This is a genomic window from Pseudochrobactrum sp. XF203 (genome assembly GCF_020341615.1).
Classification (GTDB): Bacteria; Pseudomonadota; Alphaproteobacteria; order Rhizobiales; family Rhizobiaceae; genus Pseudochrobactrum; species Pseudochrobactrum saccharolyticum.
In genome coordinates, this window is the sequence record NZ_CP084392.1 from 3,079,864 (window position 1) to 3,095,495 (window position 15,632).

The 15,632-nt window shown below is 61.1% G+C and carries 17 protein-coding genes and 1 pseudogene; 5 read left to right on the top strand and 13 right to left on the bottom strand.

Annotation, left to right across the window (positions count from 1 at the left end; genetic code table 11):
• Positions 1–116: 116 nt before the first annotated feature.
• From LDL70_RS14065 to LDL70_RS14085, 5 genes are read right to left on the bottom strand one after another with little or no spacing between them, the layout of a single operon-like run.
• Positions 117–695, bottom strand: coding sequence for a hypothetical protein (locus LDL70_RS14065; protein ID WP_023512090.1), 579 nt, complete (start codon positions 693–695; stop codon positions 117–119).
• On the bottom strand, positions 692–1,528 hold the full coding sequence (locus LDL70_RS14070; RefSeq protein ID WP_023512089.1) for a lytic transglycosylase domain-containing protein: 837 nt from the start codon (positions 1,526–1,528) through the stop codon (positions 692–694). The genes LDL70_RS14065 and LDL70_RS14070 overlap by 4 nt, the downstream gene beginning before the upstream one ends.
• Positions 1,525–1,860 carry a DUF736 domain-containing protein gene (locus tag LDL70_RS14075; RefSeq protein WP_023512088.1) on the bottom strand — a complete coding sequence of 112 codons (336 nt, stop codon included), beginning with the start codon at positions 1,858–1,860 and terminating at the stop codon, positions 1,525–1,527. The genes LDL70_RS14070 and LDL70_RS14075 overlap by 4 nt, the downstream gene beginning before the upstream one ends.
• A 35-nt stretch (positions 1,861–1,895) precedes the next feature.
• Positions 1,896–2,441 (bottom strand): S26 family signal peptidase, encoded by a 546-nt coding sequence (locus LDL70_RS14080; protein ID WP_023512087.1) that lies wholly within the window; start codon positions 2,439–2,441, stop codon positions 1,896–1,898.
• Positions 2,438–2,956 (bottom strand): DUF2840 domain-containing protein, encoded by a 519-nt coding sequence (locus LDL70_RS14085; RefSeq protein ID WP_225685329.1) that lies wholly within the window; start codon positions 2,954–2,956, stop codon positions 2,438–2,440. Before LDL70_RS14085 ends, LDL70_RS14080 begins: the two co-directional genes overlap by 4 nt.
• Positions 2,957–3,203: 247 nt before the next feature.
• On the opposite strand from LDL70_RS14085, the gene LDL70_RS14090 reads away from it, so the two are divergent.
• Complete coding sequence (locus LDL70_RS14090) at positions 3,204–4,262, top strand: IS110 family transposase (protein ID WP_024269979.1); 1,059 nt, start codon at positions 3,204–3,206, stop codon at positions 4,260–4,262.
• Positions 4,263–4,510: 248 nt separating this feature from the next.
• On the opposite strand, the gene LDL70_RS14095 is transcribed toward LDL70_RS14090, so the two are convergent.
• Together LDL70_RS14095 and LDL70_RS14100 are read right to left on the bottom strand one after the other, a co-directional pair.
• Positions 4,511–5,674: a replication initiator protein A gene (locus LDL70_RS14095; RefSeq protein ID WP_225685330.1), complete on the bottom strand. Its 1,164-nt coding sequence runs from the start codon at positions 5,672–5,674 to the stop codon at positions 4,511–4,513.
• Positions 5,675–5,944, bottom strand: coding sequence for an AlpA family transcriptional regulator (locus tag LDL70_RS14100; RefSeq protein WP_023516906.1), 270 nt, complete (start codon positions 5,942–5,944; stop codon positions 5,675–5,677).
• A 462-nt stretch (positions 5,945–6,406) separates the two neighbouring features.
• Between LDL70_RS14100 and LDL70_RS14105 the strand changes: the two genes are divergently transcribed.
• Positions 6,407–6,694: a DUF2285 domain-containing protein gene (locus LDL70_RS14105; protein WP_023517584.1), complete on the top strand. Its 288-nt coding sequence runs from the start codon at positions 6,407–6,409 to the stop codon at positions 6,692–6,694.
• Between the two features lie 127 nt (positions 6,695–6,821).
• On the opposite strand, the gene LDL70_RS14110 is transcribed toward LDL70_RS14105, so the two are convergent.
• The 6 genes and pseudogenes from LDL70_RS14110 to LDL70_RS14135 all read right to left on the bottom strand — a co-directional run bounded on the left by LDL70_RS14110 (position 6,822) and on the right by LDL70_RS14135 (position 10,464).
• Positions 6,822–7,355: a GNAT family N-acetyltransferase gene (locus LDL70_RS14110; protein ID WP_023517585.1), complete on the bottom strand. Its 534-nt coding sequence runs from the start codon at positions 7,353–7,355 to the stop codon at positions 6,822–6,824.
• 267 nt (positions 7,356–7,622) lie between these two features.
• The gene (locus LDL70_RS14115; protein WP_023511901.1) at positions 7,623–8,144 is read right to left on the bottom strand and encodes a DUF2285 domain-containing protein; all 522 of its coding nucleotides are present in this window, start codon (positions 8,142–8,144) and stop codon (positions 7,623–7,625) included.
• A 46-nt stretch (positions 8,145–8,190) separates the two neighbouring features.
• Entirely contained in the window at positions 8,191–8,406 is a 216-nt protein-coding gene (locus LDL70_RS14120) for a transcriptional regulator domain-containing protein (RefSeq protein ID WP_082009501.1), read from the bottom strand.
• A gap of 200 nt (positions 8,407–8,606) precedes the next feature.
• Positions 8,607–9,137 carry an antirestriction protein ArdA gene (locus LDL70_RS14125; RefSeq protein ID WP_047573184.1) on the bottom strand — a complete coding sequence of 177 codons (531 nt, stop codon included), beginning with the start codon at positions 9,135–9,137 and terminating at the stop codon, positions 8,607–8,609.
• Positions 9,138–9,474: 337 nt separating this feature from the next.
• Positions 9,475–10,014, bottom strand: a complete 540-nt coding sequence (locus LDL70_RS14130; protein WP_225685331.1) for a hypothetical protein — start codon at positions 10,012–10,014, stop codon at positions 9,475–9,477.
• A 24-nt stretch (positions 10,015–10,038) separates the two neighbouring features.
• Positions 10,039–10,464, bottom strand: a pseudogene (locus tag LDL70_RS14135) (hypothetical protein).
• 540 nt (positions 10,465–11,004) lie between these two features.
• Between LDL70_RS14135 and LDL70_RS14140 the strand changes: the two are divergent.
• Genes LDL70_RS14140 through LDL70_RS14150 form a run of 3 tightly spaced genes read left to right on the top strand, consistent with a single transcriptional unit; the run spans position 11,005 to position 15,531 of the window.
• On the top strand, positions 11,005–12,186 hold the full coding sequence (locus LDL70_RS14140; RefSeq protein WP_225685332.1) for a Fic family protein: 1,182 nt from the start codon (positions 11,005–11,007) through the stop codon (positions 12,184–12,186).
• Positions 12,187–12,199: 13 nt separating this feature from the next.
• Positions 12,200–14,083: an SIR2 family protein gene (locus tag LDL70_RS14145; protein ID WP_225685333.1), complete on the top strand. Its 1,884-nt coding sequence runs from the start codon at positions 12,200–12,202 to the stop codon at positions 14,081–14,083.
• Positions 14,080–15,531: a nuclease PIN gene (locus LDL70_RS14150; RefSeq protein ID WP_225685334.1), complete on the top strand. Its 1,452-nt coding sequence runs from the start codon at positions 14,080–14,082 to the stop codon at positions 15,529–15,531. The genes LDL70_RS14145 and LDL70_RS14150 overlap by 4 nt, the downstream gene beginning before the upstream one ends.
• Positions 15,532–15,632 lie beyond the last annotated feature (101 nt).

Below are 15,632 nucleotides of genomic sequence, written 5' to 3' on the forward strand. Positions count from 1 at the left end.
GAACCGGCAACCTAACCAGTGTGCAGACAACAATAATTTCCAGAAGCGGCCCGATATGGTGCCGTCTTCTTTAATCTTGCCCTCCACCCTTCCTGCCTTTTCTGCCCCTCCAGCCTTCATGATCCTGCTCCATCCGCTGCACGATCCTGCACACCGCGAGGCGCTGCGGAGCGCGCCGCCGGCTCGTCCGGCAAAGCGAATTTGAGCCGCCATGTGCGCCACGCTTGGGCAACCGCCCCGGTGCCGGGAAACAGGTCGTCGAGCGTATCGTCGGGACGCGCGGCGACCATCTCGAAAGCCCAATGGCAGACCGCTTCGGGCTTCGCGCCAGTGAGGCCACGGCGAAGCGTAATGCTCTCCTGAATCCAGTCCCGCATCACCAGCCGCTTGCTGACGACAGGCTTTCGCGCTGCCTTCACGATGACCGGCTCCCATGCAAAGGCGACCGGGATATTGCGCTTGAACGCCGCAAATCCCTTCACCCATGCCATCCATCGCGCGCCCGTCCGCTCGACCAGCGGGGCAAGCGTTGCGATGGAGCGCGGCGTGGCGGCGGCGTGCAATATCCAACCGTCATAGTCGCGCTCCAGCCGCTCGATTAGGCGCACATGATCGACCTCGCCCGCGTAGTCTGGATGGTCCCGATAGAGGTGCGCGCAGCCGATATAGGGCGGGTCGGCATAGGCGATCTTCATCGGCGATCCGGCTCCGAAACGGCAGCAAACAGATCGCCAGATTGCGCCTCGGCCGGCAGCGCAGGCGCAGTTTGGGCGTCGGTCGAGCGTGTGACAAACATCGGTGATTCACGCCAATCGGGCGGCGGTGATGGTGCCGATGACGGCGGTTCGGTTGCAGCCGCGCCGCCGAGGATCGGCGCGAGCGCGGCGACATAGGCCCGCGTCTCGGCCGGCAGCGTGCGGCCGGTCGCAAGGTATTCGTCATAGCGGCCGGGACCGGCATTGTAGGCCGCCAGCATCGCCGCGACATTGCCATAGCGGTCGAACATTTCGCGCAGGTAGGCCGTGCCTGCGAGGATATTGTCGCGCCGGTCGTAGGGATCGCGGCCGAGGCCGTAGCGGACGCGCAGGCCCGCCCATGTGTCGGGCATCACCTGCATCAATCCCATCGCGCCAGCCGACGAAATCGCGCGCACGTCGCCCGCGCTCTCGGCGCGCAGCACGGCACGAATCCAGTGCTCGGGGATGCCGAACCGCTGCGACGCCTCGGCGACGTGGGTCGCATAGGGATGAGCGGCGGCCGGGCGCTCGACGGGCGCGGATTGCGCGACCGCGACGCCCGATCCGGCGCAGACGGAAAGCGCGCCGGCCAGTATCAGGACGGCATAATGCCATGCAGTCCTGTCTCCGCTTCGACACCAGCCTGCCAGCGTGCTCGCTGCGGTCAAGGGCAAGGCGCAAGCGCCGGCCGTCCGGTGGCCGAGCGGGACAGAGGGATGAGACGGCTTTTCCGCGAACAAAGGGATGACGATCTTGGACCGGATGGCGGGCCGGACGCGCGCGGCCGTCATTCCTCGTCCTCGACTTTCCGGGGGTGCTTCCAACGTAGCGTCCAGACCGATGAATCGTCGTTGGACTGGAACAGCTTGGCGCGGATCGGGAACGGGAAGATCGGCCCCTCCAGTCTCATGGACACAAAGTCGCCGGCATTTTCGCTGGAGTCTTTCCATGCGGGGCCAGCGTCCGGGCCGTCCTCGCTATCGAGGCGCAGGCGATAGTCGGGCGCGTTTTTCATGTCGCTCGGCTTGGCCGGAACGATGAACAGCTTTTCGTGGAGGCCGAACGAATGAAGCTCCCCGGCATAGCCGGTTTCGGTGCGCGTGAAGGTGCCTATTTCTGCCATGGGAAATCTCCTGTGGTTGGCTTTCGGGGGTGGTTTCAATGCGTCGGTGCGCGCCACTCGTAGCGGCCGACGCCTTCCTCATCGGTCCAGAGCGGGATCGCTCGGCCGATGACGAAAGCTGCGGGGATGGGTCCGAAATAGCGGCCGTCGAGGCTGTCGCGGACTTCCCAATTCATGAGGAAAAGCTGGCCGTCGCCGATCACGCGGCAGCCCTGCCAGACGGGCAGATCGCGGCCGAGGCTGTCACGCTCCAGCGCCTCGCCCATCTCGATCCCGTCAACCGTGATCGCGCGGCCGGTGCGGCAAACCTGCTGTCCCGGCAGGCCCAAGGCGCGCTTCAACAGCGGGACGCCGCGCGCGATATAACCGCGCTCGACCATGAAGGCGGCGAGCGGTTCGGGCGGCATGACGGCGACCAGCTCGGGCACGCCGAGCGCGTCGGCCGGCTCGATGGTGTAGAAGCCGATGGGTACGCTGGCCGTGGCGTTCCAGATGAGTTTCACGGGCCAATCGACGGCGCTGGCGGCGGCGATGCCGATGGCGGCGAGCGCCGTCACCGTGAGGATGCGGCGGCGCGTCACGGCTCGATCCTACGGCGGTGAAGCCACGCGGCATGTCGCTCGGGCGTGTAGGCGTGCGGCTCCAGATTGGCAGTCAAACGGTTGTGGACGTGCCGCCAATGCTCCGGTGCGGCGTCAGCTGGGTCGAGGCCGAGCGATTCCACGGCGTCGATGGCGGCAAGCCCGCGCTGCACCTTGGGCCAGCCGTCGAGGCGCAACAGGATTTCGCCGCCGGGGCGGACGAATGGCAATGTCTGGAACGGCTCGCCGCGCCCGATGGCCCGCACAATGTCGATGCGGGAAACGACCGTGCCATGCTCGCCATTCGCCCATCGGACGAAGGCGAAGACGCTGCCCGGCGCGAACCCGACGACGCTGCGGCGGCGGTCGATGATCTGTTCATAGCTCTTGCGGCCGAACCTGATCCAATGCTCGATGCCGCGTTTCTCGAAAGTCAGCTCGACCAATGTGGTGAAGGGCGCAGGCCCGTCCGGCAGCGGACGGCCGTGCGCGCTGCGATGGGCGCGACGGGTCATTGTGCGTCTCCGGCGATGTGCTGGTGGGGATTGCGCGCGTGCGCTGCGTCAACGGCGGGCGTCATAGCTCGCCGTTCCCGGCAGAACCGGCACCACGCTTCGCCTGCGCGCGCGTCAAAGAAAAAGAGTTAGCTGGGGTAACTGTTTCTGTTCTCGTCGCGTGTGGAGAAAGCGCCTCTTGCCATACCGTAAACGGTGATCTGGCTGGCTTATGCCGGTCCACCATCAACCGGAATGGAGAGAGACCATGGGCTACTTTGCAGGACTGGATGTTTCCCTTGAGATGACGAGCATCTGCATTGTGGATGCTGACGGGACCGTGATGAAGGAGGCAAAGGTTGCTTCCGAACCGGACGATCTTGTCGCGTTCTTCGCGCAATGCGGCATGGTGATGAAGCGGATCGGCCTTGAAGCCGGCGCTCCGTCGCAATGGCTTTACGGCGGTATGGCCGAAGCGGGTCTGCCGGTCGTGTGCATCGAGACGCGGCACGCCAAGGCGGCGCTGTCGGCAATGCCGAACAAGACCGACCGCAATGATGCGCGCGGAATCGCCAACATCATGCGCACCGGCTGGTTCCGCGCCGTGCATGTAAAGACGCAGACCGCGCAGGAACTGCGCTTCCTGCTGGTGGCCAGGCAGACGCTGGTTCGCAAGCTGATGGATATCGAGCTGGCGATCCGCGGCATGCTGCGCAGCTTCGGTCTGAAGATGGGCGTGGTGTCGAAGCGCGACTTCGAGGCGCGCGTTCTGGAACTGGCAGGCGACCGTGCGATGCTGATGCGGGCGCTCAATCCGATGTTGACCGCGAGGCGCGCTCTGGCTGTCGAATATGCCAACCTGCAAAAGGTGGCGATGGACTTCGCCCGTGACGACGAGGTGTGCCGGCGGCTGATGACCGTTCCCGGTGTCGGCCCCATCGTGGCACTGACCTATCGCGCGACCATCGACGTGCCGTCGCGGTTCCGGCGCTCCAAGTCCGTAGGCGCGCATCTGGGGCTGACGCCGCGCGCCTACCAGTCTGGCGAGGTCGATTGGACCGGGCGCGTGTCCAAGAGCGGTGACGCGATGGCGCGGGCTGCGCTCTACGAGGCCGCACACATCCTGCTCGTTAGGGTGAAGCGCTGGTCGTCCCTCAAGGCATGGGGCATGCGGCTGGTGAAGAACCGGGGCCATAAGCGCGCGGTCACCGCGCTTGCGCGCCGGATGGCCGTTCTGATGCACCGCATTTGGGTCGAGGGAACCACCTTCCTCTGGAAGACGGGTGACGGCCAGGCAATCGGGCAGAAGCCCATTCCTGCTGTTTAAGGTCGTCTGCTTGTCATCCGCATGGATGCCGGCTGACATAGGCTGAGAGTTCCGCTGCGGCGGAGAGATGTCCCCCGAGGGGACGAGGGTTCGGGTGAGCACGTTCAGAATCTTGTCCGCATCGCATTCTGCGACAGCGAAGACGCGAGTTAGCTTGGCTGCCCGACCTTCCGATCCCTGCTTGTGGCGATCCTGATATCGACCACGGAAAGAAGCGTGAGCCGCTCGGGGTGATGTCGATGATCCGCTCATGGCGTGTCCTCCGGCTCAATGTCTGGAATCCACGGAAGACGGGCAGATCGGGATGGTTCTTTCGCAGCTTGTTGCGAACGCGCACGATCATTGGCAAGATGATCGCGGGTGGCACTGGGCGCGTGCTCCGCACCCACAGAAACAGTTAAAGAAGATTCTCTGTTAGATAAGTTAGCGGTCGGATTCCGCGTTTCAGGCCAAAGCGTTAGCTGTGGTTCGTGCGCCTGATGTGCCGATAGTCGTGCGCCTGATGTGCCGATACCCCGTGCGCCTGATGTGCCGATGGTATTCACACCCTTATCAACAGTGCCTGTTGATAAGTTTTCGGGGCGGATGCGCAGCAGCTCGCGGCCGTCTTCCCGCTCGATCTGGAGGCGGTAGCCGGGGAGTTGCTGGCGGGCCGCGATCCGGCGCAGGTCCAGCGCGAAGTCGGACGGCCGGGCGAGGCTGCCGGATTTCTGATGAAGGTGCGCGACCTCGAAAATCCAGCCATGGCGCTGGTGCCCGGCGTGCTTTCGGGCGACGCGATAAAGCCATCGCTCGATGCCGCCAGTCAGCCGGAAATAGGCCGGGTCGATGGTCAGGACCAGCGAGCGGTCAATGACGCTGTTGTAGAACCATTCGGGCAGGACGAACTCCATGCCCTCGACGCGGCCGGCGCGCGTCGTCATTTCCTCCCACTCGTTGATCCATGAGAATTGCCGGCGACGCCAATGCGGGCCGTTGCGGATCGTGGTGGCGATGACAGTCGATTGCAGCCGCGCCAGCGCGGCCTTGAGCAATAGATATTGCCGGTTGCCGGTCGGCCGGCCGATGGCGCGCAACAGATGGTAGGGCGTGAAGCGGAAGAAACGCGATGTGGTGAGGCCGTTGTTCTCGGCCGCGACGATCTGCGAGGCCGCCCATATCAGCACGTCGGCGTCCCAAATGGTCGCCATCCCATGCTCGGGCATCCCGAACACCTGCACCTCTATGTCGGCGGCCTTATAGAGAATCGGCTTGGTGCGCGGGGTCTTCGCCAGCGAGAAAAACGGCCGTTCCATCAAGTCGCGCTGGTCGCGCGGCGGCGCATCGCCCGTGGCAACCACGAAAGGGTCTAGGCGGCTGCGCTCGCTGTCCTCGGTCGGCGGCGCGGGGGCGTGATCGTCCTCGCGCAGCATTTAGCACTCGTCCCGTTCTTCGGGCGTGAGCGGACGGGCGGGAAAGACTGTGCCGGCGGTCTTGTCGCGGGTGGATTTGCGTTCGCCGACCGCGCTCCAGTCTTCCAGATCGCGGACGGTGTAGAGGACGCGACCGCCGACCTTGCGATAGGTCGGGCCGGTGCCATAGGTGCGATGTTTCTCAAGGGTGCGGATGGATATGCCGAGGAAGCGCGCGGCTTCCTTGGTGCGCAACAGGCGCGGCGGCAGGCCCGCAAGCGGGTTGGGCATGGATCACCTCCAGTCGGGATTGGGCTGCCGGGGGGCGGCAGCGGACTGTGGCGAACCATGGCGAGGGATCGGCGGCGCGTAGCGTGCCGCATTTGCGCCTATGCGTTGGCGGCACCCCCCTCGGGGCATCTTGCGGCTAATTGGTGTGGGATTTCAGCGGCCCGTCGCGGTGTCACGCCGAAAAGGCAAAGACATTCCCGCGCAGTTCGGCTAAGATTGCGGGTGGAGCAGACGCGCTGCTCTGGGGCGTAGTAACCCCTCACGGATGGCCGGTGCCAGCCAGAACGGCACCAACTCCTTGACCTATGGTCGGGGAGCCTGTGGCGTATACAACAGGCTTTCCGAGCTAAAGGCCATGGGGCCGTTTCGTGACGGTTACTAACTCCCCGATCACCAAGAGTCAGAGAGAATCGTTTGCGGGGGCGCACCGCAGACAAGCTCTGTCAGATACGGGGAATGACTATGCGGGTTCCTGTCGAACTCGATCCCGATGTGGACGACGAAGCGCCGACCGGCGACACCATAACCGTCTATGACGAACGGCATTTCGTGACCTATCTACGCTTGCTGGATGCCAAGGCCGAGGGCGCGGACTGGAAGGTAGTCGCGCGGATCGTGCTTCACCGCGATCCGGCTGCCGAGGAACTTCGGACCTATCGTTGTTGGCAAAGCCATCTCGAACGCGCGCAATGGCTTTCGCATGAGGGCTATAGGAAGATTCTGGAACAGGCGGCAGCTAACAAGGCGTGAGCATCGGCGGTTTTTAGCTTACTTCACCTCGCAAGCTTTGGAATTTCACAATATCCGACCGGCAGGAATCGACCTCATCGCTGACGTTTCGAGTGGCTTTGTCGCGTCCTAAAAGCTGATATGTCTCTCAATTGTTGGCCCATTCTGAACAGGACAACTCATACGTTACCTCGCCGTGCTCCGTGCCGGGTATGGGGTCGGGAAAATCCAAGAAATCCGTCCGCGTGTGTATCATGCCAACCTTCTCCATTACACGGCGTGACCCTTGGTTGACCGCCATTGTATTGGCCACAATCTTGTCATATCCCGCAACCTCGAAGCCCCAACCGATAAGAGCCAAAGCTCCTTCAGTTGCCAGCCCCTGACCCCAAGCTTCCCGGCGCAGTCGATATCCGATCTCAGCTAACGCCCTCCCTTTCGGCAACAAGCAGAACCAGCCGACGAACTCGTCATCCTCATTGCGTCGCGCTGTCCAGACGTTCGGCTCGGTTCCTCGTGGCATGAGAAACGGCGCGGTCGTCGAATCGATCCTGTCATGATCAACCGCACCATTGTTAAGAAACCGCATCACTTCTGGGTCAAGCTCTAGCTGGATGAAGTTAACACGATCCACCGGGGCGCAAGGACTGAGAATCAAACGCAGCGTCTTTAGTAAGGTCATGGTAAATTTCCTCAAAATAAATTTCAGGCATGGTCGTGCGAAATCATGGATTGCGCAACGAGTTATTCAGCTGAGCAGCCGCCTTGCCGTTCATGAAACATGAAGCAGTCTGTTAGCTCCACTCCATTCCTGCTGAAGTTCTCACAGGAATTCTAAAGTCCGCAACATTTCCCCGAGGGCTGGCTTTCCGGCTCTTTTCGTGTCGCACCTCTTTGTTGCAACTGGCAGTAAGTTTGCGACTTGCAACAACACGGTGCTCGCTAACGATCAACGCTTGCCGGGCTTGATAGGGTAGTGGAGCAACAGGCGATAGCCGCCGCACATCATCTTGATGCCGTGCGCAACCAGACGGCGGGCCTTGTTCTTGCGCGGGTCGTTCTCGAAATCCTCCTTGGAGCCGCGAAAGCCGAGCAGGACTTCGGCGATGGTGCGATAGCTTTCTCCGCGCAGTCGGGCGTCGAGCGCGCGCAGGGACAGGATATGCCATTGCCGGAGTTGGGCAGGAACGGCCCGGAAGTCGGGACCGGGCGCGCGGCCGTTGAGGGACCGCCAGAAACGGCGGGCAGCGTGAGCGCGAAGCTCCAGAAAGGAATCCATCGGCAGGGTGACGGCATAGAAGGCGGCTGCGTCGGGCACCGCCTCGGGAAGCCAGAATTGATGTGTGACGCCATCAACCTGCCAGATACCATGCCAGCCATCGGCAGCGCGGCGCAGATCGAGGCCGGCGAGTTGCGCAAGCGTCAATATCGGTTCGGTGTCGCCGTCCTTATGCTCGACGGGCGACAGCATCACCGCTTGCGGTTGAAGGTTCGGACTCCAGATTGGCGGCGGCCGGTCATGCGGCGCGTCGGGATCGCATGGGAAATCGCAACCCCCAGCGATCCGCGAACGCTTCAAGGTCACGGCCGGACGGTCCTCCGGTTAGTGCGATGGTCAGGAAATCCTGACGATAATCGTTATTCCGGCGCAGATATTCCCAAGCGAAACCGGCGGCCGAAATGTGCTTCGCGTGCCTGTATGCCGCCGGCGAACGCCAGTCGATGCTAAGCATGGCGTCACCTCCCAAAGCCGGGGCGCGCAAGGCAGCGCCCAGCCCTTAGAGGTTCAAAGATCGCTAGAAATATAGAAGCCGCTCAAAGCAGATACGTTGAGCGGCCAACCCGATCAATATTGGTTATTTTCTGCTTAACACTATTTCGATGTTTCCGCGACACGCCCGCCCGCAAAAGTGCGGGCAAGGCGCTCCGGCTTTCATTGGCTGGAAAACACATGCACTTCGTCATGTGCGGTTTCGACTGTGAAAAACTCGCCGTTCATTTCAGCGTCACGGGCCATTGCTTTCCAATCAATATAGTAGCGCAGCGCCTCGGGAATCGTGACGCCGCTTTCAGCGGTCAAATCCTCCATGAAGTCGGCAAGGCTGGGGAATTGGCCATGATAGCAGTCCCGCAAAGCGGTTTCGGCTTGGTCCATGTCACCGACGAACTGCTCCAGCAAGCCAGCGCCTAGCGCGCCATGCTCGGCGATGAAAGCGCCCATGCGTGCCACGGTGTCGATGCCGGCATATTCCTTGATGCTGACGCCTTCGAAACCCTCATAGTCATGAATGGCGTATTCCTCCGCGCCCTTGATCGGCGAGCGCGCTAGCATCGCGGCAATCTCGTCCCTGATTTCGTCCGCGCCCTGATCCGCGTCGATCCAAGCGCCGTGCAGATACCCGTTATTGTAGGCGGCAAGGCAGGCGACATAGATGCGGGGATTGCTGTCGGAAAGGTTGGTCATGTCTCTGATCCTCGGGTTTGGGGTTCAGAGCAGCGAAGCGCCGCTCCTGAACCCTTGCCCGGCGGCGAGCCACGGGTAGCAAGGTGCAGGAGAAGTCTTTGGCACCGTGGAATAAATGGAGGGGACCCGCTTGCGGGGAGCGGGCCGTTTATGCCGCGAAAGGCCGGAGAGTTTTCTTGCGCCGCGCGAGGGCAACGCCCTTAGCAACCTTCTTCCTAAGATGAGACGCGGCGGCAGCCGCGCCGGCCCGGAGGCGAACGCGCTTCCACATTGCGCTGTAGAGAGCCGGAGGGCCGCCAGTAACAATGTCCCGGCGCATTAGCGCCGGGTCTGCATATCAGCTTGAAGGCACAAACGCGCGTGGTTGCCGAACGCAAAGATCGGAAACCGGCAAGAACGTCTCTATGAGAAGGTGCGGCCTTGGTGCGGTCATTTCGGATGCAGCGACATATCTCAAGGCGTATTCGGACGCCGCCGTGTGCAGCGCATTGATGGCAGCGAGGTATTCTTCCAGAAGGGCCACGGGATCATCATCAAAACGATCCAGCCATTTCCCATCGGCTTGGGCGTTCTGCCAAACCTTCCGAGCTTCCGATGCAGCCTCATCTCGCAGAAGTTGGTTCAGATCATCCGCCCAAAGCGCCGCGATGCTGTGACCATATTTCTTTTTCACATCGTCAAGCGTGAGTCCCGCCCCAAGCAGATTTGCTTTTAGCAGCACCTCAATTCCGTGCGCTGTGAGATGGAGGACCGGAGTAACTAGCACTCTGGATGACTGGTATTCCTCCGACCGCCGGAGCACGTCTGCTGCGGTCAAGAATCGCTTGGCCGTTGCGAGCAGCTTCCAATGATCGGTATCGCTAAATTGCTCGGTCACGGCCCCTCGCTGCTTCTGCCAACCTCAGCGAGCAGGCGCGGGACTGGAGGGCAATGGTGTGGCCAGTCGCATCAAAGCCGACACGCCAACGAATCCGCCGCCGACCAGACAGAAGATTTGCCGCCAGATTTCAGAGGGCACCGCCTCTTTGGTGATGCCATGGACCAGCGCATAGCCCGCGACGGCGGCGGGTGCGGCAAAGATCAGCGCCACGATCTAGCGCAGGATGGGCGTGCGCAACGTCTCGAACAGCAGAGCGAGGATGCCAAACGCCACGCCAGCGGAAACGAGGCCGACCAGCCCGGCACCTATCACGCCGGAGCCGGTCTGATAGGCGAATTGCGCAGCAGTCAATCCAAGCATGAAGGGCAGAGCATAGACTGCGAGCTTATAGGCCACGACGCAAAGGACGGCGACTAGCGCCACGCTCATCAACATCACGACTACCATGGTTCTGCTCCTTCACGCTGCGCGCGGATTGTCCTTGCATCGCTCCTGCGGTTGGACACGGGCAACATAATGCCAACCCGTGCCCCTTCTGTCGATCTTCGGCGGCTTTCAGGTGTCATTTTGGAGGGCTATAGCGTAGGTGTAGTTCTCGGTTTCTTCGTCTCCCGCCCGCCACACCGCCGATTGCCCTCTATAGCGCGATATTGCCGCCGATTACCGCCGATGGCCGCAACGTCACCAAGTAGCATACGCACCGTCGATCACCGCCGTTTCTACGATAAATCCTGACATCTCAGCGGCGGCAACAATGAATGATCTTACGGATGACGCGTTATCGTCCGTGTTGTCGAGGACGGACTATTTAGCGAACACAGTCGGCGGCGCTACCGCTACTGAAAGCGGAAAAAGACTGCCAAAAATTTTTTGCGTGTGCCTACCGATGATGGTGTGCACCCTTATTTAAGAGCGCTTATCTTAGCTCACCCACTATTTAAGCCAAAAGCTGATTGCTTAAATAACGCCGCGTTCGCATAATGTGGCATGTCCGAATCAGCTTCCAACCTCCGGCTAGGCCGCATTGTCGAGACCCCTGTTGCGGGGGAAATCGTGCGTGCCTTCGTACCGCCCCCACTGCCGCCGGAACCGCCGATCGACGTGCTGACCCTTCTGGAGCGGCTAAGTTTTGCGGAACGTGCCTTGGGGCGTCTGGACGGCATCACTATGCTGCTGCCGCGCCAAGAACTGTTTCTCTACATGTACGTGCGGAAGGAAGCCGTCCTTTCATCCCAGATAGAGGGCACGCAATCGACTCTTTCGGACCTGCTCCGCTTCGAAACCGAAGCACAGGCCGGCCAGCCGATCGACGATATCCGCGAAGTCTCGAACTACGTCGATGCGATGATGTATGGGCTGGAACGGCTGGAAGACCTACCGCTATCACTGCGTCTGATCCGTGAGATGCACGAACGCTTGCTGCAAAGCGGGCGCGGAGGAACGAAAAATCCCGGCGAGTTTCGGCGGTCTCAGAACTGGATCGGTGGTTCACGTCCAGGCAACGCATTGTTCGTGCCGCCGCCGCCGACCGAGATGGATGCTTGTCTCGATGCGCTTGAGCGCTTCATGCACGAGGACGGTTCGCGTTTGCCCGCACTGATCAAGGCCGGGCTGCTGCATGTCCAATTCGAGACCATCCACCCGTTCCTGGATGGAAACGGCAGGATCGGTCGCTTGTTGGTGACGCTGTACCTGTGTGTCAACGGTGTGCTGCGCAAGCCGCTCCTCTATTTGAGCCTGTACCTGAAAACGCATCGCGCCGACTATTACCGCCTGCTTCAGGAGGTGCGCGAGCACGGGGCATGGGAAGCCTGGCTCGATTTCTTCCTTGCCGGTGTTGCGGATACGGCCAATCAGGCATTCGAGGCCGCCACCCGGATTGTCGATCTGTTCAAGGAGGACCGCGAGCGGATCACGACAGAGAGCGACCGGGCAGGCTCCGCGCTGCGTATCCACGATCTGTTTCAGCAAAACCCGTTCCTGACGGCCAACCAACTCGTTCAGCAAACAGGTCTCTCAGCCCCCACGGTCAATGCCGCGCTCGCCGATCTGGAACGGTTCGGCATCGTCGAAGAAATCACCGGCCGTAAACGGGGGCGCGTGTTCAGTTACCGGCGATATCTCGCCATCTTGAGCGAGGGAACCGACCCGCTCCCCACGACGGCTTAAAAGGGGGGAGTCCGTGCCGATAAAAACTATATCCGCCGCACAATTCGCGACCGCCTTCGATCTCAGGCCAAACCTCGTGGCATGGTTTCTCGGTGCTGGTGCATCGGCCGCCTCCGGCATTCCGACTGGCTATGCCATGATCCGCGATTTCAAGGCGCAAATCTTTTGCCGCGAAACAAACCTGTCAAAGCGCGAGATCGATACCGCTGACCCGATCTGGATCGACAGGATCGATGCCTTTTTCCGCCAAAACTCGCTGTTGCCACCTGACGGTGATCCTACAGAATATGCCAAGGCCTTCGAAGCGGTCTATCCAGAGGCTCGGCATCGCCGACAGTATATAGACGATGCGATCTCCAAGGGTACTCCCTGTTTTGGACATAAGGTGCTTGGCAGTCTTATGGCTGCTGGCAAGGTCGATAGCGTTTTCACCACGAACTTCGATCCGCTTATCGAGGAGTCGGCGCATTCGGCAAATGCGATCCTTCCGATAGACGGCCAGAACCGCCCGACTGTGGCGGCGATCGATTCCGCCGACCGTGCCATGCGGTGCCTCAATGAATCGGACTGGCCGTTGGTCGCTAAGCTCCACGGTGATTATCAGTCGATCGCGATTAAGAACACGGGATCGGAACTAGAGAAACAGGACGCCCGGATGCGGCATGTGCTGGTGGAATCCGGCAAGCGCTTCGGAATGATCTTCGTCGGCTATAGCGGACGCGACGCTTCGATCATGGAGGCGCTGAACACGGTTCTCGATGCGCCTTCGCCATTTCCGAACGGAGTGTACTGGCTCACCTCTTCAGCTTCGCGTTTACTGCCCGCAGTGATCGAATTCCTGGAGCGCGCCGGAGCGGCGGGCGTGGATGTGGCCGTCGTTGAGTGCGCGACCTTCGACGAACTGGCTGCCGATATCATCAAGGTAACCGATTTACCCAAGCCGCTTCTTGATCGGGTGATGAAAGGGCGGCCTACGCCGCGTCTCGTACCCGTTCAGATTCCAAATGCCAAAGCCCGCGCATTCCCGGTGCTGCGCTATTCGGTAATTCTGCTCCAATCGATGCCGACCGCGGCCAGGCGCATCAGGTTGAGCCAACCGATAACATCGGCAGAGGTGCGCGAGACCTTCAAGGCGAAGGGATGTCGGGCGACGGCGGCCGCTTTGGGGCGTGAGCTAGCGGTGTTCGGGCGTGACCAGGAAATCCTGGATGCCTTGGCTCCGCTCGGCCCATCGCTCGCTGGAACGATCGACCTGGATCCGGTCGCTGATAGCTGGGCGATGGGATTGCTCTACGACACGCTCGTGCGATCTCTCGCCCGACAGCGCCCGCTCATCCCACGCTACAGGCGTTCGGGCCATTCGCTCGTCGTTGCAACACCGCGCGACGGCGATGATCCTGATCGAACGCGGCGTCAGCAACAAACCCTATCCCGGCTGCGCGATGCCTACGGCACCAGTCTGTTTGGCACAGTGCCCAAGCTTGGCTTCCCGTTTCAGGAGGGTGTCCATCTCAAGCTGGAACAGGTCGATGGAAAGTGGTGGTGCGGCTTCGAGCCTTACACGTTCGTCCAGTTGCCCCGACAAGACACTTCCCAAACGGACGGTGAGGAGGGGCTGGTCGCAGAAGAAGCTCCCGCTGAAATGGGCATGCGAGCCGAGCGCCGAGGTGATCCTGCCGGTGACTGGCGCCGCGAGCGATGGGCCCCGCGCTATAATAGAAATTGGGCCAGCATTATTGGGGCCTGGGCACACCTTCTAACCGAAACGGGAGGCACGACCCGAAGTGCCTTCGGCCTCGAAGATGGCACTGGCATTGATGCCGTTTTCAAGGTGTCACCCGTCACCGGGTTTAGCCGACCGTCCCATCACCATCCCTACTTCGACAGGAGCAAATGATGGCGAACCCAGCCCTCACCGAGCTGCCGCCATTCACGCTGTTGGATGAGCCGGACCTGTCGTTTTCCCCATCCGACGCCACCCAGGTAGATGTCCATCCACTGCGCGGCCTCCTGAACTTCGGGCCGTACTCGAAAGGATCGTTTAGCGGATACACTCCCCGCATTCGAATCGCGACGGTTGGCCCGGAGAGCGCTTTCCATCGTCGTGGCGATCTGATGAAGCTGTTGCGCGGCGTGCATTGGCCTTCCGACCGATCAGAATATGTGCCGGAATATCCCGGCTTTGAGCGCCTGTTCCGCGTGTCGCTAGATCCTGCGCCAGCGAGCGCGCACATCAAGTGGCCTGAACACCTCGACCAGTTGCCGGGTGACGGCAACGCGCAGCATCGCCTATACCTTGCAATGGATGCCGCGCTCCGCCGCCTCGACGCCGTTCGCAACGAGTTCGACGTTGTGCTGGTTCACTTTCCTGACAACTGGGACACGGCGACACGCGGAAAATTCTTTGACGCACACGACGTGCTGAAGGCTCTGGGCGCCAAGCATAATATTCCGACCCAGGTTCTGAACGATCGCGTCTTCACCTTCAGCTTTAAGGCCTCGCTCGCGTGGCGCCTTTCAACCGCGCTGTATGTGAAGGCTGCGGGCACACCATGGAAGCTCGCGCCGCTGAAGGGTGTGCCGGCGGACACCGCCTATATCGGGTTGGCTTATGCCCTGCGTGGTGACCAACAAGACGCGCACTATGTGACGTGCTGCTCGCAGGTATTCGACATGGACGGTGGCGGCATGCAGTTCGTCGCATTCGAGGCACGAGACCCGGTGGCCGACGTAGCCGAAGCCCGCCGGAACCCCTTTCTAAGTCGCGACGACATGCGGGCGGTCCTCGCGCGTAGCCTGGAACTCTATCAGGGGCGCAATGGCGGCAACCTACCAAAACGCATGGCCATTCACAAAACGACCGCGTTCAAGGAAGCTGAGATTGAGGGCGCATTTGATGCGCTTGCCGGCGTTGCGGAAATAGAGTGCGTGGAGGTCAGTTCGGCGTCGTGCTGGCGCGGCGTCTGGCTGATAAAGTCGGGCGTAGAGAAACCTCCGTCAAAACCCTCAGGGTTTCCCGTGCCACGCGGGACGATGGTCGTCCGAACGGGCAATTCCGCCTTGGTATGGGTCGCGGGCAACGCTCCCGAGGTCTCGACCAAGGGCGATTACTATCAGGGCAAGAAGAGCATCCCCCGGCCGCTACAACTCATTCGTCATGCCGGTAGCGGGCCACTTGAACTCACAGCCCATGAGGCGTTGGCCCTCACGAAGATGGATTGGAATAACGACGCGCTCTACGACCCAGTGCCGGTTAGCATTCGCTATTCGCAGAAACTGGCCCGCACGATAGCGAACGTGCCGGACCTACCTCGCAACGTGTATCCCTATCGGCTGTTCATGTGATAATCACAAGAATTCTCAGCACGCAGGCAATACAGATACTTCCTGTACTTGAGTTAAGCATTTCTAGAGTTAGTATCTTCGTCATTAAAAATAACGTATTT

Bases quoted from the DNA above. Each gene is read 5' to 3' on its own strand.
- LDL70_RS14065 (WP_023512090.1), bottom strand. From the start codon at position 695: ATGAAGATCGCCTATGCCGACCCGCCCTATATCGGCTGCGCGCACCTC.
- LDL70_RS14105 (WP_023517584.1), top strand. From the start codon at position 6,407: ATGCGGGTTCCTGTCGAACTCGATCCCGATGTGGACGACGAAGCGCCG.
- LDL70_RS14125 (WP_047573184.1), bottom strand. From the start codon at position 9,137: ATGACCAACCTTTCCGACAGCAATCCCCGCATCTATGTCGCCTGCCTT.
- LDL70_RS14100 (WP_023516906.1), bottom strand. From the start codon at position 5,944: ATGCCCAACCCGCTTGCGGGCCTGCCGCCGCGCCTGTTGCGCACCAAG.
- LDL70_RS14110 (WP_023517585.1), bottom strand. From the start codon at position 7,355: ATGACCTTACTAAAGACGCTGCGTTTGATTCTCAGTCCTTGCGCCCCG.
- LDL70_RS14085 (WP_225685329.1), bottom strand. From the start codon at position 2,956: ATGACCCGTCGCGCCCATCGCAGCGCGCACGGCCGTCCGCTGCCGGAC.
- LDL70_RS14140 (WP_225685332.1), top strand. From the start codon at position 11,005: ATGTCCGAATCAGCTTCCAACCTCCGGCTAGGCCGCATTGTCGAGACC.
- LDL70_RS14150 (WP_225685334.1), top strand. From the start codon at position 14,080: ATGATGGCGAACCCAGCCCTCACCGAGCTGCCGCCATTCACGCTGTTG.
- LDL70_RS14075 (WP_023512088.1), bottom strand. From the start codon at position 1,860: ATGGCAGAAATAGGCACCTTCACGCGCACCGAAACCGGCTATGCCGGG.
- LDL70_RS14120 (WP_082009501.1), bottom strand. From the start codon at position 8,406: ATGCTTAGCATCGACTGGCGTTCGCCGGCGGCATACAGGCACGCGAAG.
- LDL70_RS14070 (WP_023512089.1), bottom strand. From the start codon at position 1,528: ATGACGGCCGCGCGCGTCCGGCCCGCCATCCGGTCCAAGATCGTCATC.
- LDL70_RS14095 (WP_225685330.1), bottom strand. From the start codon at position 5,674: ATGCTGCGCGAGGACGATCACGCCCCCGCGCCGCCGACCGAGGACAGC.
- LDL70_RS14090 (WP_024269979.1), top strand. From the start codon at position 3,204: ATGGGCTACTTTGCAGGACTGGATGTTTCCCTTGAGATGACGAGCATC.
- LDL70_RS14115 (WP_023511901.1), bottom strand. From the start codon at position 8,144: ATGCTGTCGCCCGTCGAGCATAAGGACGGCGACACCGAACCGATATTG.